Source organism: Veronia nyctiphanis (assembly GCF_004116385.1).
Lineage (GTDB): Bacteria > Pseudomonadota > Gammaproteobacteria > Enterobacterales > Vibrionaceae > Veronia > Veronia nyctiphanis.
The window spans coordinates 222275-242873 of the sequence record NZ_PEIB01000003.1; the positions used below are offsets into that span (position 1 = coordinate 222275).

Sequence of the window (20599 nt, forward strand, 5' to 3'; positions counted from 1 at the left end):
CACTTATTTGTTAGGGAGTAACAAAAAGAATGGTAACACCATGGTACAAGCAATTTTGGCCTTGGTTTTTAATTGCTCTTCCGGGCTCAGTCATCATCGCGAGCTTGTTTACCTTTTATCTCTTTTCTCAGAACTCAGTGAGTCTGGTTGCCGATGATTATTACAAAAAAGGGAAAAGCATTAATCAGGATTTATCGCGTCTAAAAGAGGCTGATGATTTGGGAATTTCGGCATCTTTAACGCAGCACGATTCAAGGCTGATCGTTCATATAGACAAGGGCAAGTTAGCTATATACCTCCTCTCAGACTGACTCTTCGCCATCGCACCCTTCCCGAAAATGATATTCGGGTGATGTTAACGCCAGATAGCACCGGTAATTACCGTTATGACCTTCCAAGCCCGCTGAGTGGGCCATGGTATATAGAAATAAATTCCCATGATGAAGTATGGAGACTGGCTACGCGAGCTAACTTTCCCACATCTACCACTGTTGCGTTTTACGGCCAGAGCAAATAAATGACGGCTAACTGTTACCATTGCGGCGAGCCAGTTCTGACCGGAGACACTTACCTGGTTGAAATATTAAATGAGCAGCGAATCATGTGTTGCCCCGGTTGTCAGGCCGTCGCCTCAACAATTATCGCCAGCGGGCTAGTATCGTATTACCAATATCGCACAGCAACAGCCGATAAATCCCAGTTGGTCCCCGATGAAATCCAGTCGTTCACGCTTTACGATAATCAGGATGTCCAGCAAGATTTCGTCTCTCACAACGGTAACGTGAAAGAGGCAGTACTTTCTATTGAGGGTATTTCTTGCTCTGCGTGTGCGTGGTTGATTGAGAAGAAAGTCTTCTCTCTTTCAGGTGTTCAAAGCATCCGCGTTAATTCTGTTAATCAGCGAGCAACGGTGCAATGGCAGTCTACCTCGATAAAGCTCAGCGCGATTCTAAAAGCCGTGCATGAGATTGGTTATCAGGCAGCGCCCTTTGAAGCGGATAATCAAGAACAGCAATATCACCAACAAATGAAGCAATACCTTTATCGCCTCGGTATTGCAGGCTTGGCAACGATGCAAGTAATGATGCTTGCCGTTGCATTATATTTCGACGTTTTCAGCGGGATGGATGAAACCTTTCGTCAGTATCTGCGCTGGGTCAGCCTGATCTTCGCGACACCCGTCTTACTCTATTCAGCCATGCCCTTCTATATCAATGCATGGCGTAATATCAAAGCAAGAAGCTTGGGGATGGATGTCCCTGTGTCTATCGCTCTTCTGTTTGCTTATTTCTCTGGTGTTTACGCAACACTTTATGATCGGGGAGACGTATTTTTTGAGTCTGTCTCTATGTTCACTTTTTTCCTGCTTCTTGGCCGTTTTTTGGAAATGCGTGCACGTAGAGCAGCGGCCGCAGCAAGTGCGAATCTTCTAAAACTTATCCCAAAACTTGCTACGTTGGCAGATGGCACAACAGTCGCCGCGAAGTCACTCAACCCGGACGACGTTGTGCGTGTTTTACCGGGAGAGTCAATTCCTGCTGACGGCGTCATCGAGTCGGGTTCATCGGAAGTAGACGAATCTATGTTGACGGGTGAGTCACTGCCTGAAAGTAAAACCGTTGGCGACAGTGTTTTCGCGGGGACAGTCAATGCAGAAGGTAATTTCGACCTGAGAGTTACCCATAAACGTCAAGATTCACTGCTGTCTCAGATTATTCGCTTACAAGACGAAGCACACAACACCAAACCACGAATCGCAGTGCTTGCCGATCGGGTAGCCCGCTATTTTGTTGCTGTTGTATTAGTGATATCGGCTCTTACATGGCTCTACTGGTACCAACTAAAACCTGAAGATGCCTTTTGGATTATGCTCTCTGTGCTTGTTGCAACCTGCCCATGTGCACTCGCTCTTGCAACACCCACGGCGCTGACTTGTGCGACAAGTACACTGAGCCGATCTGGTGTTCTATTGCGGCGAGGACATGCACTCGAAACACTGCCTAAAGTAAATCATCTTATTTTGGACAAAACAGGTACCTTAACAACGGGCAATATAGAGTTACGCGGTCACACACTTTACAGTGAGAGCTCCTCTGATAAAGCATTACACATTGCCGCAACATTAGAGTCGTTTGCCAACCATCCTATTGCGCTTGCTTTTAGAGATATTCCAAAAGCGGCTTCTGTTTCAGATGTGACCAATAAGATTGGTCATGGCGTCAGCGGCTGTTTTGAAGGAAAGCGATGGCGTATAGGAAAACCTGATTTTGCTCTATCTGACCCTGAATTTGCCGACCAATCTGATGATCAGATCTGGTTATCATGCGAAGAAGAACCAGTTGCCTCGTTTCGTCTGCACGATCCCATTAGAGAATCCAGTCAAGCGTTTATTGATGCTTTTAAAGCAGACGGCGTCAAGATCACCATGTTAACGGGAGACAGCTCGAATTCAGCGCCAGAGTTAGCACATGCACTTGGCCTCAAGCATTGGGTTTCAGGCGTGTCGCCGGAAGAAAAATACGCTTTCTTAGAGAAACAGCCGAGTGAATCAGTCACAATGATGGTGGGTGATGGAATTAATGATGCGCCAGTCTTGGCTGGTGCACACCTGTCTGTGGCGATGGGGAGTGGTTCTGATATTGCCAAATCATCTGCGGATATCCATTTACTCAGTGATGATTTATCACACTTGCTGTCTGCTCGTCACCTTGCAGTCAAAGTCAGAAATATAATCAGGCAGAATCTTGCTTGGGCGCTTGGCTACAATATAGTGATATTACCCCTTGCTGTAATGGGGTTAGTCGCGCCCTACATTGCTGTTGCCGGTATGTCAGCAAGCTCATTAATTGTGGTCACCAATTCGCTAAGACTGCTGAGAAATAGCCAATAGCTATTACGGATAACGCATGGAAAGTATATATATTCTGATCCCTATTGCCATTCTCCTCGTGGCTGTTGCCGTGGGTATTTTTATCTGGGCCGTAAAGTCTGAACAATTTGAGGATTTAGAGCGTCAGGGAATGAATATCCTTCTTGATGAAAAGAATGACAGGACACAGGATAAAAGCAATAAGGTTGACCCTGAGTGATGATGTCTGAAGATTGGCTTGCTGCTTTGTTGATTGGTCTACTCGGCGCAGGGCATTGCCTTGGCATGTGTGGGGGCATCGGGGCTGCAGTCGCAATGGCAACACCAACGACCACTCATCGATGGCCCTTTTTATTGGGTTATAATTTTGGGCGACTGGCCAGCTACGTACTCGCTGGTTTCATTCTGGGCGGCGCGCTTTCAACCGTGATAGAAGTCAGTGGCTTTAAACACGGTCTTGCCATTCTAAGACTGTTAGCTGCATTAATGCTTATTCTTCTCGCACTTTATCTCGCGCAAATTTGGAATGGCTTGTCTTACATAGAAAACGTCGGCAAATACCTTTGGAAGTTCCTTTCTCCACTCACATCAAAATTTTTACCATTGAGCACCCCGTTCGCAGCAATCCCGTTTGGAATGATCTGGGGCTGGCTGCCCTGTGGACTGGTTTATTCAGCATTAAGCTGGTCAGCGGTATCAGGGTCTGCAATGCAGGGGGCAGTATTAATGTTGTTTTTTGGTTTGGGTACCTTGCCTGCGATGCTGTTGGTCGGTTCAACAGCTGAATCCATGAAACGATTCATGAACAACCTCTTATTTAGGCGCTTTACGGCTGCAATATTGTTAGTGTACGGAATTATTACCGCTATCGATGCTTTAAAACTTTTCTGAGACGTTCGTTTTTTTCATATTGAAAGTGTTAACATGGTCGCATATTACATCCGACCTGCAAACGTATGATAAATATGACTGTATTCAAACGTTCTCCTTCAAGTGCTTGCCCAACCATTCATTGCCAAAATTGCAGTATCAGCCAGTTATGCATCCCTTTTTCATTGAATGAACAAGAGCTTGATCAGCTTGATGAAATTATCGAGCGAAAGAAACCTGTACAGAAAGGTCAGTCTCTATTCAAAGCAGGCGACGGTTTACAATCACTGTATGCTATCCGATCTGGTAGCATCAAAAGTTACACCATCACAGAACAGGGCGAAGAACAAATCACTGGCTTTCACCTTGCTGGTGATTTGGTGGGATTTGATGCTATCAATGAAATGTCTCACCCCAGCTTTGCTCAGGCACTTGAGACATCAATGGTTTGCGAGATCCCCTATGACATTCTCGATGATCTGTCAGGTAAAATGCCCAAGCTTCGACAGCAAATCATGCGTTTAATGAGTAGCGAGATTAAATCCGATCAAGACATGATACTTCTATTATCCAAGAAGAATGCGGAGGAGCGCCTTGCTGCGTTCTTGTACAGCTTGTCTACGCGTTTTGGACAACGTGGGTTTTCAGCTCGCGAGTTTCGCTTAACGATGACCCGAGGTGAAATCGGTAACTACCTTGGCTTGACGGTTGAGACCATTAGTCGATTGCTTGGCCGATTCCAAAAGAGTGAAATGCTGGCAGTAAACAGTAAGTACATTACGATTTTAGACAACGAAAAAATGCGTGAGCTGGCTGGCTTCTCTCGTTAAGATCCTGTAATAAAATGCTTCCAATCAATGGCGCGTTCCGCGCCATTTCTATTTTCTCTCATATTTCAACCATATTGTCGCAAACAAAGCCTGTGAACTACGTTAAATTAAGGATATCGGTTTTTTTGTTATTCAGGAGACCAATATGGACAGATACACCAACCTACTGGTGGCGATAGCCCCAGAGCAGGAAGAACAGCCTGCCCTGTCCCGCGCTATCCTGATCGCACGCAAGTCTGATGCCCCGGTCAAACTCACACTCTTTCTTGCCATTTATGATCTTTCCTATGAGATGACATCCATGCTGTCGACAGATGAACGGCAGGCAATGCGGAGTGGTGTTATCAAGCAAAGGGAAGAATGGCTTGAGTCGTTGCTTGAGAATCATGATGCGGTAAACCTAGAAGTGGAAAGGCATGTTGTCTGGCATAACAGACCTTATGAAGCCATGGTTTCGCAAGTGCTTGAAGGTGGACACGACATGCTGCTTAAAGCGACCCACATGCACGATAAACTTGGCTCTGTCATTTTCACACCGACAGACTGGCATCTGTTACGTAAATGTCCCTGCCCCGTTCTCTTGGTAAAAGATCATGACTGGCCTGAGAACGGTAAAATCTTAACGGCGGTGAATGTCTCTTCAGATAACGAAACGCACATTGAGCTCAATGATAAGCTGATTGCAGAATCTAACGCGATGGCCTCTTTACTTCATGCTGAGGTTCATCTGGTTAATGCATACCCTGCTACGCCAGTAAACATAACCGTCGAGCTGCCTGAATTTGACCCCGCTTCCTACACCGATGCTGTTCGAGGGCATCACCTTTTGACAATGAAAACACTTCGTCAGAAGCACTGCATCGATGACAATCTGACGCACGTTGAAGAAGGGCTGCCTGAAGATGTCATCCCACAAGTCGCTGAGGAGTTAGATGCGGAACTGGTGATACTGGGAACAACGGGCAGAACGGGGCTTTCCGCCATCTTCATTGGAAATACGGCAGAACACACCATTGACCAGCTTAATTGTGATTTATTAGCGATAAAACCGGATGGTTATGTCAGTCCATTGGCGCCAAAAAGCGATTAAATCGCGTAGCTAAGATGTAAAAAAAAGCTGCTATGAAGCAGCCTTTTCTTTTCTGACTAGACGTTTGTCACATCGATAAACATTGACTCGTCAATATTTGTGGATGAGACCGTTGCCTCAGTGAAACCGTATTCACGACGCTTTTCTGAACGGTCAATAGGCAAGTTGACAAAGTCGAACAGCTCTTTGTCAGCAAGCTGGCTTGGGCTGACGTTTTGAATAGATTTGAAGATGCTCTCTACGCGGCCGGGAGTTTGTTTGTCCCACCCAACCAACATCGCCTTAATTGACTGGCGCTGAAGGTTTTCCTGCGAACCGCAAAGGTTACACGGAATAATCGGAAACGCTTTGTGTTCAGCATATTTGATAAGGTCTTTTTCACGGCAATATGTCAGTGGACGAATCACCACATTACGGCCGTCATCAGAGCGAAGCTTCGGCGGCATCGCTTCAGTCGCGCACCATGAAACATGTTTAGGAACATGGTCTCGACGATATCGTCAAGATGATGCCCCAGCGCAATTTTAGTTGCGCCGATTTTCTCAGCAAACGAGTACAAGGTTCCACGACGTAAACGAGAGCAAAGACCACAGGTTGTTTTACCCTCAGGTACTTTCTCTTTTACCACTGAGTAAGTGTCCTTATCTACGATGTAGTAAGGGATATTAAGTGTCTCAAAATATTCTGGAAGAATATGCTCTGGGAATCCCGGCTGTTTTTGGTCTAAATTAACAGCAACAACATCAAAATTAACAGGTGCGGATTCTTTTAATCTCAACAGAATATCCAGCATGGCGAATGAGTCTTTACCACCACTGATACACGCCATCACCACGTCGTTTTCTTCGATCATGTTGTAGTCAATAATGGCGTTTCCAACATTCCTACGCAGACGCTTTTGAAGTTTGTTGAATTCAAGTGTTTCTTTTCGGGTGTCTTGTTGACTCATTCTGGCTTCTCATGTTGCGGGCCATATTGGCCTTAGACATTATTTTGATTGGACTATTTGAGGGGGCGAATTATACGGATTTTTCCTCATGGTTTAAATACTTCTCTCATTAACAAAGACGTCGCGCCTTTTACGAGGGTACCTTAGAGAAGATAAAGCAATGATGAAGCAAGCTTCCGCACGCCAAAAATAGAAAAATGAAAATAGCGAATCAAAGTGCGGATGATAAGTCGCTTGCTAGTCAGAGGGAAGCCACGGTGTAATTTTATCCGGTGGTACACTAAATAGCACGGATTCGTCTTCCACTAAATCTGATGGCCGAATAAATACCTTACGCCCTGTAGCCGGAATAACGTTACCGAGAGTTGTTGTGAGTGAGTTGACGTCCTGATCAAAATGAACAGTAATCCCCTTTACTTCAGGCATAAACCACGAAGACAACATTCCCCCCAAGTCATCCATGATTGCGTTCATTTGAGGCACTAAAGCGCTAAGCTCACCAGAAGAGATACCCGCGTTGTACTTTGGTTCAGCCATTACCTGATAAGATATGTCACAAACTTGCTCTCCCTTAGTTTCGACAAAGACATCTGGATTTACCTTTTTTAAATGTCTATCTATGGGCAAAGGCAGTTCTTGTGAGGCTGGAATGACAAACGCTTCATAATTCGCTTTCTTACTCATCCATGCTTTGGTGATTTGGCATGTCTCTCCCGAGATAGGGTTCACCATAAAGTAGCCAACTTTGACATCGGGATGAGACTCGGCATTATTATATTTAAGTTGGGAGAACAGTTTGTTGTAGCTGAATTCGTATTGCGCCGAAAAGGCGGGAAAGGCTGGCAGCAAGGTGACCAGCAGACCAAGAAGATGACGTTTCATCCTTTACTCCAGAACTTTTCGTTGTGTCTTAGCATATCCCTGATTTCATCGACGTAGTCTTGCCCGCGCTCCGAGTAATTCGTTAGACCTTCTGCTAGCGAAAATGCACTTATCGGCTTGCCTGATTGACGCAATCCTTGGCGGATTTCACGAACACGGGCATAAGCAGTGTTTCTATTGATGTTGTCGAAGTAAGCTTGCACTGACTCGTCAACAGAATCGAAAACCGCCACTTCATGTGATTTATCATCAGCCCTTTGGTTGGCACCATGCCACAACCTGTTGAGTAACACCATTGACCAAAGAAGTTATTGCCGTGTTGTGCGAAGCGTGACGTGCCCCACCCTGACTCTTTTGCAGCCTGCACCAATATTAACGATGTCGGTAAGACATCAACCTTTTCTAATGCGACATTAAACCAACTCAGATCCGGAAAAGTACTCGGCATATCCAATGAGTATTGTTTCGCTAGACCGTTGAGAAATGAGCGCTCAGATTGAGTCAAGGACGACTTATCTCTCAATGTCAGCAGCTTGACGCGCTGCGCTTCTACTTTCGTATTTGCCCATTCGACAGAGGGGCGAATAAAGTCAAAAAAAGCCGATTTCTTTTCATTAACATCTGAAAATGCGCCAAAGTTGGGTGTAGAACGAAAAGCCGACGATGATTTTATTAAATCACTCTCTGCTTGTTGAGCGGAGCTATTTTGATTGGTTCTTTCATTCGGGGGAACACAGGCGGAAATGAGATTTGCTGAAAGTAGCAAAGCAACAATGTGGAATCTTTTCAAGCGTCGAAATAACCTTTGGGGCCTTGTTCATCCTCTGTTTCGCCATCTTCATCTTGTGACACCGTCACAGAAAGACCGACACCGAACATTTCTCGATAAACAATGCCTTTAACATTGAACAGAAAAGGCATCGCCCAGATCAATGCGACGCCAGCGGTTAGCAACGATAGTACAAAAAGACCCGCAATGACAATATAAACTGCACACAAAGGCAGCAGTTTTTTAGTAATTGCCCTCAGTGACAACCACATAGCGTCTGTCGCTTTCATCTCTTTTTCACAGATAAGCAATGGTGTCATCGAGAAGCCAATCCCCAAGTAAACACCAAGCAAAGGAATGATTTGGTTAGACACTGACTGTAGTGACGTTGTCACTAAAACGGCAATAATCAGTGTTAACGTATATGCAATACCCTTGAGTAAATGCCTCGGACGCGTCGTGAAACCAATCGCATGGCTTAACCCCATTAAACTTGCGCCTGCATACAAAGGAGAACAAAGAACTGTGCTGGTAAAAGAAGCAAACCGCATCGCGGCGCTCTGTTCTTGAGTGAAAGGCTCGCTTGATGTTAAGGAAGACAGCAGGGCCGCAGGATCGTCTAATATGCTGATATCGCCAAAAACCAGACAAGAAAATTAGCACCAAACAACAAACACATTGCAGGCAAAAATTGCCAGAAATGCCTCGCGGTAAGTGTCACAGCCTCATCAAGAATGTTGATCGCACTCAGTGAGTAGTTTCCCTTCAGTGCATTCTCAACAGTGCCACCAATGTTCAGTTCGTTATTGAACTCTTTCTCTCTCATGACTTGCCAGTATCAACCCTAAGAAAAAAATTTAGCGCTTTTCTTAAGTTATAGATGAAGTAAGACTTCGGATCTCCTTTATCTTACTATTTTGCGGCATTTTTACGCGTTATACTCTTTCTCCGTTGGTCGCCAAGGGCTATTAAATGGGCGACTCGCGTAAAAAATACACATATAAATGACACTGCATAACTCGTTTACTTTTTTCATGAATATGCCGAGCTGATATCGTCAAAAAACGCTTTAACATACATTTGCTCAGGTCTATCATGCGCTTCTATTTTTTTGGGGAAATTCATTAACTAATCGCCCGCGATTTAGGAGAGATAGAAGAATTGAACGCGACACAACCACTCAAAAAACCCGTTGTTCAGCTTCGCGGCTTGTGCAAAAGCTTTGACGGTAAGCAAATCATCAGTGACTTTAAACTGGACGTTAACCACGGCGAGTTTCTGACGATACTGGGCCCTTCAGGATGTGGTAAAACAACAGTACTGAGACTCATCGCTGGTCTCGAAGATGCTGATGAAGGCACTATCTTGCTTGATGATCATGACGTCACACGCATCCCCGCAGAGAATCGTCACGTTAACACCGTGTTCCAAAGCTATGCTCTCTTCCCTCACATGACTGTTTTTGACAACGTTGCATTCGGCCTCAGAATGCAAAATGTTGCTGAAAATGAGATTGAGCCTCGCGTGATGGAAGCACTTCGCATGGTCCAGCTTGATCAATTCGCTCCACGAAAACCCCATCAATTATCGGGCGGACAACAGCAGCGCGTTGCTATTGCGCGTGCTGTGGTCAATAAACCCAAAGTACTTCTGTTGGACGAATCCCTCTCAGCACTGGACTACAAACTGCGTAAGAAAATGCAGATGGAATTAAAGCAACTGCAGAGAAAGCTGGGTATCACCTTTATCTTTGTGACACATGATCAGGAAGAAGCCCTGTCGATGTCAGACCGAATCATAGTGATGCGCAGTGGTGACATTGTTCAGGACGGTTCGCCTCGCGAAATCTATGAAGAGCCCAAAAACCTGTTTGTTGCCCGCTTTATCGGTGAAATTAACGTCTTTGATGCCACGGTCATTCAGCGCCTCGATGAAAAACGGATTATGGCAACCGTTGAAGGCCGTCAGTGTCAGGTTTTCTGTGACCTTGATGTATCTGAAGGCGATGCCATCAAAGTGCTGTTGAGGCCTGAAGACCTGCGTCTTGAAGAGCTACACAACGGTGATGCTGCAAGCGGCATCGTGGGGTATGTTCGCGAACGCAACTACAAAGGCATGACGCTTGATTCTGTGGTAGAGCTTGAATCTGGTAAGTCAGTCATGGTCAGCGAGTTCTTCAATGAAGACGATCCGGATGTTGATCATTCATTGAATCAAAAAGTCGCTGTCACCTGGGTTGAAAGCTGGGAAGTGGTGCTGCCTGATGAAGAAGATTAACCTACAAAACGTTGTTATTGGGGTTATCGTCAGTTGGTTGCTGCTGTTTGTTTTTATACCCAACCTGATGATTATTATCACCAGTTTTCTGACCCGTGACGATGCGAACCTTGTTGAGCTGACGTTTACGCTGAGTAACTACGCCAAACTTTTAGATCCGCTATACGCTAAAGTGGTGTGGCACTCATTCTATATGGCGGTGATTGCAACCTTACTCTGCCTTTTGATTGGTTACCCTTTTGCGTACATCATTGCGCGTATGCCAGAGAAAATGCGCCCTTACATGCTGTTTTTGGTGATCGTACCTTTTTGGACAAACTCGCTGATACGCACCTACGGGTTAAAGATTTTTTTGGGCACACGAGGATTGCTCAACGACGCATTACTGACCGTTGGAATTATTGATAAGCCTCTTCGCATCATGTACACAGAATATGCGGTGATGATCGGTTTGGTTTACATACTCCTGCCATTTATGATTTTGCCTTTGTATTCAAGTATCGAAAAGCTTGATCGCAGCTATTTAGAAGCCGCGAAAGACCTCGGTGCAAGTAAACTGCAAAGTTTCTTCAAGGTAGTTGTTCCTCTTACCATGCCCGGCATTATTGCAGGATGTTTGTTGGTTCTGTTGCCAGCACTGGGAATGTTCTACGTGTCTGACCTCCTTGGCGGTGCTAAGAACCTCCTGATTGGTAATGTCATTAAAAGTCAGATTCTTAACGTTCGGGACTGGCCGTTTGGCTCGGCAGCGAGTATCTCGCTCACCGTGCTGATGGGATTGATGCTCTTTGCTTACTGGCGTGTTGGAAAACTGATGAATAAGAAGGTAGAGCTGGAATGAGTCGTTTCTTCAAAACCGGCTTTATGACGCTGGTCTATGCATTTTTGTACATCCCTATCATCATTCTTATCGTTAACTCGTTTAACGAAAGTAAGTTTGGCATGAAATGGAAAGGTTTCACGACCAAATGGTACGAGCAGCTTGTCACCAATGACAGTCTTGTTCAAGCAGCGTGGAACTCGTTGACTATTGCTGTCATTTCTGCGACTGCTGCAGCTTTGATTGGTAGCCTTACGGCGGTTGCCTGTATCGCTACCAGTTCAGGGCAAAAATTTTGTTAACGGTATGCTTTTTGTGGTCATGATGTCTCCTGACATTGTGATGGCCATTTCGCTGTTAGCCTTGTTTGTCTTGCTGGGCGCGCAATTGGGCTTTCTGACGCTGCTGCTGTCTCATATTACGTTCTGTTTGCCGTTTGTCGTGGTGACTGTGTATAGCCGACTTAATGGCTTTGACGTGCGTATGCTGGAAGCTGCAAAAGATCTTGCGGCGAATGAGTGGATAATCCTGAGTAAGATCATTCTGCCGCTTGCGGCGCCCGCCGTTGCTGCAGGTTGGCTGTTGAGCTTTACCTTGTCGCTTGACGACGTAATTGTCAGCTCATTTGTTACCGGGCCAAGCTATGAGATTCTGCCATTGAAGATTTACTCAATGGTGAAAGTCGGCGTGTCGCCGGAAGTTAATGCATTGGCCACATTGATGTTGATCGTGTCACTGGTTTTAGTGATCTGCTCTCAGCTGCTAGCCAGAGACAAAGTCCGCTAATCAAGCCAACGCAATTCGCATTTTTCAGTCACGGGTGGGGTTTCCCACCCGTTATTCTTCTCAAAGCAACAACAAAAAACATCGAGGAGTTCTCCATGAAATCATGGTCCAAGTTCTTGCTAGGCAGTGTCCTGGCGCTTTCAATGGCATCAGGGAAAGTTGCCGCCGAAGAAGAACTTTATTTCTACAATTGGTCGGAATATATCCCACAGGACGTGCTGGAAGACTTCACTAAAGAAACAGGTATCAAAGTCATTTACTCAACGTATGAGTCAAATGAAAGTATGTACGCCAAGCTTAAAACGCATCCAGAGGGCTATGACTTGGTCGTTCCCTCGACGTATTACGTTGCGAAGATGCGTGAAGAAGGCATGCTGCAAAAACTGGATAAATCGTTACTGACACATTTCGATGGCATTGACCCCAATAACCTGAATAAACCGTTTGATCCCGACAACCAATACTCGGTGCCTTACATTTGGGGAGCGACAGGGATCGGCGTGAATACCGAGTATTTAGATGCTGGAAAAGTGTCATCATGGGCAGACCTCTGGAATCCAGAGTGGGAAGGTCAGCTGTTGATGATGGATGACGCCCGTGAGTTCTTCCACATTGCACTCCGTAAGCTCGGCTATTCCGCCAACAGCAAAGATCCGAAAGAAATTGAAGCGGCGTTTAACGAACTAAAATCACTGATGCCGAATGTTCGTGTATTCAATTCAGACTTCCCGGCGAACCCCTATATGGCGGGAGAGGTTGAGCTGGGAATGCTATGGAATGGTTCAGCCTACGTTGCTCGAAAAGAAGAAGTGCCGGTCGAGATTGTGTGGCCAAAAGAAGGAGCCATCTTCTGGATGGACAGTCTCGCGATCCCTGAAAAGGCGAGAAACGTTGCTGCTGCCCACAAGATGATCGATTTCCTGTTGCGCTCGGAAAATGCCGCGAAGCTGGCGATTGAAATTGGTTACCCTACTCCAGTGAAAGCAGCATACCCACTACTGCCAAAAGCGTTCAGAGACGATCCGAGTATTTATCCTCCGCAAGAGGTGATGACGCAAGGGGAATGGCAAAGCTCAGTAGGCGATGCAAATGCACTTTACGAAACCTATTTCCAGAAGCTGAAAGCAGGCCAGTAATTGTTAAAAAAAGCAGCACACTGTGCTGCTTTTTCCTTTCGAACTCGGCTTCAATTGGCGAGTAGCTCGTTAACCAGTTCAGGAACAAGCGTCGTTGCTTTGCCATAACGTTTCTCAGCAAACTCGCTTTCAACGGCGCTTGGCTCAAGGTTGACTTCAATAGTGTGGGCACCGTACAAACCCGCTTCATGAACAAAACCTGCTGCAGGGTACACAGCGCCTGACGTACCGATAGAAATAAATAAATCCGCATCAAGAAGCGCTTGGTGGATTTTATCCATTGCTATCGGCATTTCTCCAAACCAAACAATATGCGGTCGCAGAGGTGACGGCATTTGGCAACAATGACATAGATCATCGACGCTAAGATCTCCTGGCCATTCAACCACTTGATTTGACTGCGTGCAGCGTGCTTTTAACAGCTCTCCATGCATATGCAAAATATTCTGACTGCCTGCGCGCTCGTGCAGGTTATCGATGTTCTGGGTAACGACCAGTACCTTTCCGTCTAATTCCCTTTCTAATCTCGCCAGAGCGAGGTGGGCATTATTAGGTTCTATTACACCATGTAATTTTTGTCTTCTTTCGTTATAAAACCTTTGCACCAATTCTGGGTTGCGCTCATATCCCTCCGGGGTCGCCACATCCTCAATGTGTGCTCTTCCCATAGTCCATCTTGTGCACGAAACGTTTTTATCCCAGATTCAGCCGAAATGCCGGCGCCCGTAAGAATGACAATCTTTTTGTAGGGAAACTGCATAGGGAACAATCCTTTCTTATTTGCTGCTCAGCATTCACTTTTATCTCGTATTCAAGATTTGTCGCCATCAGATAAGGATGAAAAGGCTACACAAATTACAAAAAAGTGTGTCTTAATAAGCCATACTTAACAGGTTATTTGTTTGTAGGACTGACACCAACAGATTCGCACTGCGGACCCATCTCATTATGCTAGTGGTGGGTGACTGAGAATACGACTTCTCTTCAAGCAATAATAATCAATATCTTTCACGGTATGTTGCGTTGACGAACATAAACAGCAAAATCCATTTCAGAGTTGCAGCTGGCGTCACATCAGGATCACTGCTTTTCGCAATGATTGTTGCCGCGGCGTTCTTAATTATCTCGTATCAGCAACAGGTTACACAGACTGAAGCGCGGATAAAACAACGCCTTGCTGATACGGGCTTTGTTGAATCGGTGATCGCCAACATCAATAATGGCACCAAACTTACTGACACCTTAATGCTCATTGAGTCACTTCCCTCAGTACAAACGGTCTGTCTGCGACACAAGGATGGAAGAATCACAAAAACACCCTCGACCCAACGTCCCGTTCTTCTCGATGCAGTTCTGACGCTCCCTATCCTCCTCGCTAATGGCGAGTCTGCGGGAAAAATTGAAGTCATCATTGATAAGTCGAAAATAAATAACAATGTCTTTGAGTCAGTGAAAAGCCAGATACTTTTACTTTTCTTTTACTCGGCTGCCGTTGCTTTTCTGACGTTGGTCATTGTCAGTCGCTTACTGACGGAGCCCATGAAACAGATTGCCAGCCACTTTCATCAGATTAAACCGGGAGACCAAAAACTCGTTGAAACGCCCTCGGGCAATGAAAACAACGAGGTTGGTGCACTGGTCAGCGATATCAATACCCTGCTACGTTCCGTGCATCAGAAAATTGAGAACGAACGTAATATGAATGTGAAAAATGAAGCCTTATCTCGAAAATTCCGCTTTATATTTGAACGTGCCAGCGCGGGTATAGGGTTGATTGATGAGAGAAATGCGCTAGTCGTCTCTAACCCTGCTTTGATGAGGCTTTTGGGGCAAACGGTAATCGCCGAGCTTCATCGTTTAAAGACGCTGATTTTCTCACTTTCTTTAACGATGTTGATGAAATTAAAAGTGTGCTGGAAGAATTTCGCGCCAAATCAGGCAACTCTTTCACCTCCATCGATATCCTTCTCAAACGTAAGCTGAAAAACCCTGACAGATGGGTACATTGCCTTTTCTCTAAAGTAGAGGACATGGACGCCCCCGATGCAACCTTGATTGAATTGGTTGTCTATGACATTACTGAGCGTGCTGAGCGGGAGCAATCGATCATCTTTGAGGCTGAGCATGACCCCATTACACATCTACTCAATCGCCGGGCTGCAATGAGCAAGCTTTCTTCTGCATTGCGCCACGTCGAGGAGGCTGGCCGTTATTTTGCGCTGATGATGATAGATTTAGATGGTTTTAAGCGTGTCAACGATACCTACGGCCACGATGCTGGAGATAAAGTAATCATTGAAGTGGCGAAGTGCATTCGCCAATTTTTCCGTAACTCAGACATTGTTGCCCGTTGGGGTGGCGATGAGTTTCTCATCGGTTTCTCGTACAGTCCGGAATATGAATCTGCGGTTCGTGATATTGCCAACGATCTGCAATTTCAAATCGCTATGCCTGTCGACATTGGACATGAACAGACCGCAAAAGTCGGCTCAAGTATCGGTATCAGTCTGTTTCCACAAAATAGTAAAAACCTTCACACGCTGATTGAGCAAGCTGATCACGCTATGTATCACGTGAAAAATAATGGTAAGAACTTCTACCATTCTATACCGAAGAAAAACATCAGCTCAAAAGTAAGTAGGTTGGAATTCTGTTGTCCTCAGCCATCCAGCAATGTGCTGAGACTGGATGAAATCTCCTTGATATCTTGCTCTGCCAACAGTAACGCCTGGCGCAAGCTCAACGCCTCTTTTGTCCACACCATCGAGACACAAGCAACGATTCTGCCTGAGGAAAATACAGGCACGGCAAATGAAGAGGTTTTTGACTGGAACTCTTCACCTATACGTGTTGACAGACCGCGCTGACGGATGTCTTTGATCATTTTGAATAGTGCATGCTCCATCAAAAATGGTTGGTCATCCGGATCCTTCTGTCTGCGAATATGCTCAATTATCAGAGGGGTTCTACCACAGAGGGTATTCTGTCCGCACAGTGGACAATGTCAGAAAGCGCTAAATTATCGAGAGAAAGTCATTTCTACAATGCCGACAGTCAAAATACAAGCTATGAAATATATATTTGGTCATAAATCTCATTGGCTGAAGAAAAATGGTTTAGTTGTGTGACTGTCTATATCTATCCAAGCAGAATTTATGTGTCTGCTAGTCAATTTAAATTCCTTCAATTTTACAACCTGAACCGCAATAAAAGTAAATTCTCACTCTGACAACGTTGATATCATCAAGTTTTAAAAAGCACGATAAATCAGATATCTAATGGGGAGAATATGCTTCGTTTACTTATTGTTTTCTTTTTTTCTTTTCAGTTATCAGAGCTACGCAGCTCAAGTCGAATACTGCAAGAAAAAAAGCGAAAAAAGAATCAGAATCGATTTGGGTGAGTGATGACGTCTCATGCAGAGCGCACAACATACAATCAATAACTATTGAAGATGGTATTAAGACCACATACAAATACACAATAGATTTTAGTATTTATCCAGAAATATCTAAGTCAGAACAAAGGAAAATATTACTCAGTATTCTTGAAGAACATTTAGCCAGCGAAAGCTTTGATTGTTCGAAGTTAGAAAGAATTTTTTCATTTACATTTAAGAGCAGATTTGGGAGCTCTGGAGAAATGAATATCAACTGTGAAGCTTAAAAGCGCGAATTGGCTAGGAGTTTAAAGACTGGTGAATACTGGTGCCTGGCCTTTGTTTAGGCTACTTGATGATTGGACGATTTACTGCAACAAACCTTGAGCCTAAACTGGTGCTGCTGTAATAAACTCCTCATTCATAAATTCCGATGTCATGTTGTGTATTTGCGCGATATATACGAATTCAAAGCTCACTCTATTAACATCAATCCATTACACATCCTTTTATTGTCATCAAAAATTACGACTTTGTTTGCGTGTGCGAGATTAGCGACCCAAGTTTATGCAGCTTGTAAGTTTGGTCAGCAAGTTTTGGTTGTTCATTGAACCAATAGACAGAAATTTCAGTAGTATTGAGGGCTAAATAGTTAGGAGGTACTGTGTTAATGAAGAACGTACGTGTGTCCGTCAGGGCAGTCTGTTACAGAGATAATGCTCTTTTACTCGCTGAACATAGAGATGAGCGTGGGCTTTGGTACATTCTCCCTGGTGGTGGTGTTCAACACAACGAGACTCTTGATCAAGCATTCGACCGAGAGTTGTTGGAAGAAACAGGTGGTAAAGCCAAGATGGGCGACATCCTGTTCGTTAGAGAGGTGCTAGCAGACAGGCTTGATACCAATTACCTCCCAGCGCATCTTCATCAAATCGAAATGTTCGTTGAAGCGACTGAGTTTGAGATTGTTGCAGAGCCAGCAGAATTTGATAAAGACCAGATCGGTTTCGTATGGATGCCCCTGGAAAAGCTGGACGAGTTACTTTTCTTTCCGAAAGCGATGGTTCAAAGCTTCCAAAATAAGTCATTCGACAAAATTTACCAAGGGCACATCCGCTAGGCTTCAGCAGTCTGGTGATTTTTCACCATCCCTCTGAGCCCGATTAAGTTGCCAAATGGATCCTCGATTTGGCACATACCCATACCTGTTTCGAGGATTAACGGTTTCCTGTACATTAATCCGCCAAGCGACAAAAAGTGCTCAACGGCCTCTTCAAAGTCTTGAACAGACCAATAAACAACAGTGCCGCGTTTGCCGGCGCTCACCTTATTGTCGCCTTGAATAATTTCAATCGAAAAGCCTTCAGAGTCTAATGCAACAAAATCAAGATCTGGAAGGTAAATGAACTTGGCATTCGGAAATGCCTTTTTGTACCACTCGATTCCCTGATCGACATGAGGCACATGAAAAAGTATCGCTGTCGGTTTCATGGATTTCTCCTTTATCCGTGTTGTACAACCAAGCCAATTGACCTTGAGAGGCGATTTTTCAATACAGAGCACTTAGGGTTTTACCCTTATAAGATTTTGTTATTGCTTCTCTGCAATTTCACTTCTTCAATCATTGGAGCACATAACATGACTGAGATGTATGAATATGTAGTCAGTAAGGTGTTATTTGACTCGAGAATATTCTCGAGAAAGGTGAGGCTATTACATTTGATAATATTCAGAATAAGACGTGGATTTCATGCGTTGAGTGACTAGCCTCACCCAATTTTTGGCGCTAATAGGAGACTATTAGTCGATGTATGACCCGTTTTTCGGGAACGAATAAACTGCAGCAATGAAGGATTGAAATTATTCCACTTAAAAATCAGGTGTATAGATATACTGACGTAAGTGGTTCAATATGTGATAACCAAATTTTCGTATAGTCAGAGGATTCAAGTGATAAGCGTACAAATGGCTAAGCGATAAAGGTTTTTGTGAAGGGCATCATTAATGTTCATTGCAAATCAACTGGCTAGACCATTCTTCGAATTAATGTGCTATACAATGCCCATCCATGGAAGAAAGACAGGAATTAAATACCCATATCATGCAGCTGGAAGATACTACACCGAAAATAACAACAAATTACAATTCTCACGCCAGCAGGCATCCCACTTTGCAAAACTGGTTGCCGGAGACTTCAACCCTATCCACGATGAAGATGCGAAACGGTTTTGTGTACCGGGCGACCTTCTCTTTTCCGTATTGTTGAGCAAAGTCGGTATTAGCGAGACGATGCGAATCGAGTTCAATGGAATGATAACCGATACTACGGAGCTGGTACTCAAAGATGACGGTCAAGGTAAACTGTTAATCTTAGATGAAGCAGATAAGGAATATCTGTCCTTAGAGTACAGTGGCGAAAATATTACCGACCCTGAACTGGCAAAGAGTATCGCAACACACTACGTCCAATTTTCTGGTAAGAACTTCCCTTACATCATGGTGCCTCTGATGGAAAGATCTGGATGATGATTAACCCTGCCCGGCCATTAGTGATGTACGAAAGCATGGAGTTGCACTTCGATACGCTTGATTTTTCAAATCCTGTTGTCGAACTGGCGGACACCAATATGGATATCAGTGGTAAACGCGGAACAGTAACCATGGGCTTCGTCATTAAAGATGGTAACAATCAAATTGGCCATGGCAGCAAGCGAATGGTGTGCAGCGGTTTACGTCCTTATAACACAGATGAAATTAGCGATTTAGTCGATTACTTTTACCAACGTAAAGACAGTTTTCTATCTTCAGTCGCTGTTTAGTACAAACCAAAGACTTCAGAGTACACAAAGCCCCAATATAATGGGGCCTTGTTGCTTTACGTTGAGTGAAAATAATGTCAGGAAAAGGCGTAAATAAACGTCCCTTCTTTAATTAGATTAATGACCCTTCGAGAAATACTCAATGGCAATGCTGGGCAACCCCAGCTTCTTCCAAGCTGGCCGTGTTCTTGAATGACTCTCGGATCAGCATAATCAGCGCCATGTATAACAATTGCTCTTTTTCTGGCGTTATCATTCAACCCTTTCGATAAACCATCTAGCCTAAGTGAATAGCCATGTTTACCATAATACGCCTCGGCTGATTTAAAAATGCCTACAGACGTCTTGAACGAGTTGACCTTGTTGGAAAATGCCACGGCGTAAAGCTCGCCGCTGTTCTTGCCATGCGTGACATGAGATTCAAAAAGAATTCTTTTTCTCTTTACATCAATGACCCAAAAACGTTTCTTAGTCGATGGCTTTGCGTAATCGATCAGGGTGAAAATGGGCTTTTTGCTACCGCTGACAATGAAGTGGTGGTAAGCACGCTCAAACTTGTCAAATCTTACCTGACTTTTTAATGAAAGATGCCGATACAAACTCTTTGCATCCATCAAGGGCATCGCGTAACTCGTAAATGGACATAGAACTAAAAAAAACAACAGGAATAATGATATCTTTTTGTAATTATTAAACATTAATTTAGTCAACTCTAATGCTCTTAATCGTAAAATTTATTGCATAGACCAATAGCGTCCCCACTCGAATTTCGCGTCAATCTCTTCACATTTTGGGGTTCTGGTCACTGCGATGTAACAACAAGATATTTCTCTAAGCTCTGACCCATTTTTTCTAGCGATTTTTTGACACACTGCCGAGGCGACATCGATCGACGTCATTCGCATGTTTTCATCTTCACGTGTGTTGGGAAATATCGAAAGTGCGGGACATTTTGCCACACCAACATCGTTAGATGAGTGTAGCAGACCAGTATTCTGGCGCTCATTCTTATCAATGAAACAATTTTATGCTGTTGAATTTGAGGGTGGGATCTTTATTCCACAGGACAGAGTGCTTGCGAACTCTTTGATAATCGTTGTGATTCAGGAGGAATGCGCAAGCT

General features: G+C 44.5%; 17 protein-coding genes and 5 pseudogenes. 14 read left to right on the forward strand and 8 right to left on the reverse strand.

Annotated elements, in window-relative coordinates; translation table 11 throughout:
- Positions 1–29 precede the first annotated feature (29 nt).
- From CS022_RS04625 to uspE, 6 genes and pseudogenes are all read left to right on the forward strand, one after another.
- Positions 30–517: pseudogene (locus CS022_RS04625) on the forward strand (FixH family protein).
- Complete coding sequence (locus tag CS022_RS04630) at positions 518–2890, forward strand: heavy metal translocating P-type ATPase (protein WP_129121310.1); 2373 nt, start codon at positions 518–520, stop codon at positions 2888–2890. It abuts the pseudogene before it with no gap.
- Between the two features lie 16 nt (positions 2891–2906).
- Positions 2907–3089 carry a cbb3-type cytochrome oxidase assembly protein CcoS gene (gene ccoS, locus CS022_RS04635; RefSeq protein WP_129121311.1) on the forward strand — a complete coding sequence of 61 codons (183 nt, stop codon included), beginning with the start codon at positions 2907–2909 and terminating at the stop codon, positions 3087–3089.
- Complete coding sequence (locus CS022_RS04640; RefSeq protein WP_129121356.1) at positions 3089–3760, forward strand: sulfite exporter TauE/SafE family protein; 672 nt, start codon at positions 3089–3091, stop codon at positions 3758–3760. The genes ccoS and CS022_RS04640 overlap by 1 nt, the downstream gene beginning before the upstream one ends.
- A 65-nt stretch (positions 3761–3825) precedes the next feature.
- Complete coding sequence (locus CS022_RS04645; protein WP_201746207.1) at positions 3826–4569, forward strand: FNR family transcription factor; 744 nt, start codon at positions 3826–3828, stop codon at positions 4567–4569.
- A gap of 145 nt (positions 4570–4714) precedes the next feature.
- Complete coding sequence (uspE, locus tag CS022_RS04650; RefSeq protein WP_129121313.1) at positions 4715–5659, forward strand: universal stress protein UspE; 945 nt, start codon at positions 4715–4717, stop codon at positions 5657–5659.
- 56 nt (positions 5660–5715) lie between these two features.
- Here uspE and ttcA read toward each other — a convergent pair.
- From ttcA to CS022_RS25925, 5 genes and pseudogenes are all read right to left on the reverse strand, one after another.
- A pseudogene (ttcA, locus tag CS022_RS04655) lies at positions 5716–6608 on the reverse strand (tRNA 2-thiocytidine(32) synthetase TtcA).
- Positions 6609–6845: 237 nt separating this feature from the next.
- Complete coding sequence (locus CS022_RS04660) at positions 6846–7490, reverse strand: DUF2987 domain-containing protein (RefSeq protein WP_129121314.1); 645 nt, start codon at positions 7488–7490, stop codon at positions 6846–6848.
- Positions 7491–7599: 109 nt separating this feature from the next.
- Positions 7600–8280, reverse strand: a complete 681-nt coding sequence (locus CS022_RS04665) for a glucosaminidase domain-containing protein (protein ID WP_129121315.1) — start codon at positions 8278–8280, stop codon at positions 7600–7602.
- A complete protein-coding gene (locus tag CS022_RS25920; RefSeq protein ID WP_235869251.1) occupies positions 8277–8747 on the reverse strand; it encodes a DUF2189 domain-containing protein in 471 nt (156 codons plus the stop codon). The genes CS022_RS04665 and CS022_RS25920 overlap by 4 nt, the downstream gene beginning before the upstream one ends.
- Positions 8748–8878: 131 nt before the next feature.
- Positions 8879–9085, reverse strand: a complete 207-nt coding sequence (locus CS022_RS25925; protein ID WP_235869252.1) for a hypothetical protein — start codon at positions 9083–9085, stop codon at positions 8879–8881.
- Between the two features lie 335 nt (positions 9086–9420).
- On the opposite strand from CS022_RS25925, the gene potA reads away from it, so the two are divergent.
- The 4 genes and pseudogenes from potA to CS022_RS04690 all read left to right on the forward strand — a co-directional run bounded on the left by potA (position 9421) and on the right by CS022_RS04690 (position 13278).
- The gene (gene potA, locus CS022_RS04675; protein WP_129121316.1) at positions 9421–10536 is read left to right on the forward strand and encodes a spermidine/putrescine ABC transporter ATP-binding protein PotA; all 1116 of its coding nucleotides are present in this window, start codon (positions 9421–9423) and stop codon (positions 10534–10536) included.
- Complete coding sequence (gene potB, locus CS022_RS04680; RefSeq protein ID WP_129121317.1) at positions 10523–11377, forward strand: spermidine/putrescine ABC transporter permease PotB; 855 nt, start codon at positions 10523–10525, stop codon at positions 11375–11377. Before potA ends, potB begins: the two co-directional genes overlap by 14 nt.
- A pseudogene (gene potC, locus CS022_RS04685) lies at positions 11374–12142 on the forward strand (spermidine/putrescine ABC transporter permease PotC). The gene potB and the pseudogene potC overlap by 4 nt, the downstream one beginning before the upstream one ends.
- Positions 12143–12237: 95 nt before the next feature.
- Complete coding sequence (locus tag CS022_RS04690; protein ID WP_129121318.1) at positions 12238–13278, forward strand: extracellular solute-binding protein; 1041 nt, start codon at positions 12238–12240, stop codon at positions 13276–13278.
- Between the two features lie 50 nt (positions 13279–13328).
- Here the strand turns inward: CS022_RS04690 and cobB are convergent.
- Positions 13329–13975, reverse strand: a pseudogene (gene cobB / locus CS022_RS04695) (Sir2 family NAD+-dependent deacetylase).
- A 326-nt stretch (positions 13976–14301) separates the two neighbouring features.
- Between cobB and CS022_RS25930 the strand changes: the two are divergent.
- The 3 genes from CS022_RS25930 to CS022_RS04710 all read left to right on the forward strand — a co-directional run bounded on the left by CS022_RS25930 (position 14302) and on the right by CS022_RS04710 (position 17777).
- A complete protein-coding gene (locus CS022_RS25930) occupies positions 14302–15261 on the forward strand; it encodes a hypothetical protein (protein WP_235869253.1) in 960 nt (319 codons plus the stop codon).
- On the forward strand, positions 15189–16145 hold the full coding sequence (locus CS022_RS25935; RefSeq protein WP_235869254.1) for a GGDEF domain-containing protein: 957 nt from the start codon (positions 15189–15191) through the stop codon (positions 16143–16145). The genes CS022_RS25930 and CS022_RS25935 overlap by 73 nt, the downstream gene beginning before the upstream one ends.
- A 1182-nt stretch (positions 16146–17327) precedes the next feature.
- The gene (locus CS022_RS04710) at positions 17328–17777 is read left to right on the forward strand and encodes an NUDIX domain-containing protein (protein ID WP_129121320.1); all 450 of its coding nucleotides are present in this window, start codon (positions 17328–17330) and stop codon (positions 17775–17777) included.
- Here the strand turns inward: CS022_RS04710 and CS022_RS04715 are convergent.
- Positions 17774–18148, reverse strand: a complete 375-nt coding sequence (locus tag CS022_RS04715) for a VOC family protein (RefSeq protein WP_129121321.1) — start codon at positions 18146–18148, stop codon at positions 17774–17776. The genes CS022_RS04710 and CS022_RS04715 overlap by 4 nt on opposite strands.
- A 567-nt stretch (positions 18149–18715) precedes the next feature.
- Between CS022_RS04715 and CS022_RS04720 the strand changes: the two are divergent.
- Positions 18716–19476: pseudogene (locus CS022_RS04720) on the forward strand (DUF3581 family protein).
- Positions 19477–19553: 77 nt separating this feature from the next.
- Here CS022_RS04720 and CS022_RS04725 read toward each other — a convergent pair.
- On the reverse strand, positions 19554–20174 hold the full coding sequence (locus CS022_RS04725; RefSeq protein WP_129121322.1) for a murein L,D-transpeptidase catalytic domain family protein: 621 nt from the start codon (positions 20172–20174) through the stop codon (positions 19554–19556).
- Positions 20175–20599 lie beyond the last annotated feature (425 nt).

Coding starts and splice junctions, on each gene's coding strand:
- CS022_RS04630 (WP_129121310.1), top strand. CDS start 518: ATGACGGCTAACTGTTACCATTGCGGCGAGCCAGTTCTGACCGGAGAC.
- ccoS (WP_129121311.1), top strand. CDS start 2,907: ATGGAAAGTATATATATTCTGATCCCTATTGCCATTCTCCTCGTGGCT.
- CS022_RS04640 (WP_129121356.1), top strand. CDS start 3,089: ATGATGTCTGAAGATTGGCTTGCTGCTTTGTTGATTGGTCTACTCGGC.
- CS022_RS04645 (WP_201746207.1), top strand. CDS start 3,826: ATGATAAATATGACTGTATTCAAACGTTCTCCTTCAAGTGCTTGCCCA.
- uspE (WP_129121313.1), top strand. CDS start 4,715: ATGGACAGATACACCAACCTACTGGTGGCGATAGCCCCAGAGCAGGAA.
- CS022_RS04660 (WP_129121314.1), bottom strand. CDS start 7,490: ATGAAACGTCATCTTCTTGGTCTGCTGGTCACCTTGCTGCCAGCCTTT.
- CS022_RS25920 (WP_235869251.1), bottom strand. CDS start 8,747: ATGGGGTTAAGCCATGCGATTGGTTTCACGACGCGTCCGAGGCATTTA.
- CS022_RS25925 (WP_235869252.1), bottom strand. CDS start 9,085: ATGAGAGAGAAAGAGTTCAATAACGAACTGAACATTGGTGGCACTGTT.
- potB (WP_129121317.1), top strand. CDS start 10,523: ATGAAGAAGATTAACCTACAAAACGTTGTTATTGGGGTTATCGTCAGT.
- CS022_RS04690 (WP_129121318.1), top strand. CDS start 12,238: ATGAAATCATGGTCCAAGTTCTTGCTAGGCAGTGTCCTGGCGCTTTCA.
- CS022_RS04710 (WP_129121320.1), top strand. CDS start 17,328: ATGAAGAACGTACGTGTGTCCGTCAGGGCAGTCTGTTACAGAGATAAT.
- CS022_RS04715 (WP_129121321.1), bottom strand. CDS start 18,148: ATGAAACCGACAGCGATACTTTTTCATGTGCCTCATGTCGATCAGGGA.
- CS022_RS04725 (WP_129121322.1), bottom strand. CDS start 20,174: ATGTTTAATAATTACAAAAAGATATCATTATTCCTGTTGTTTTTTTTA.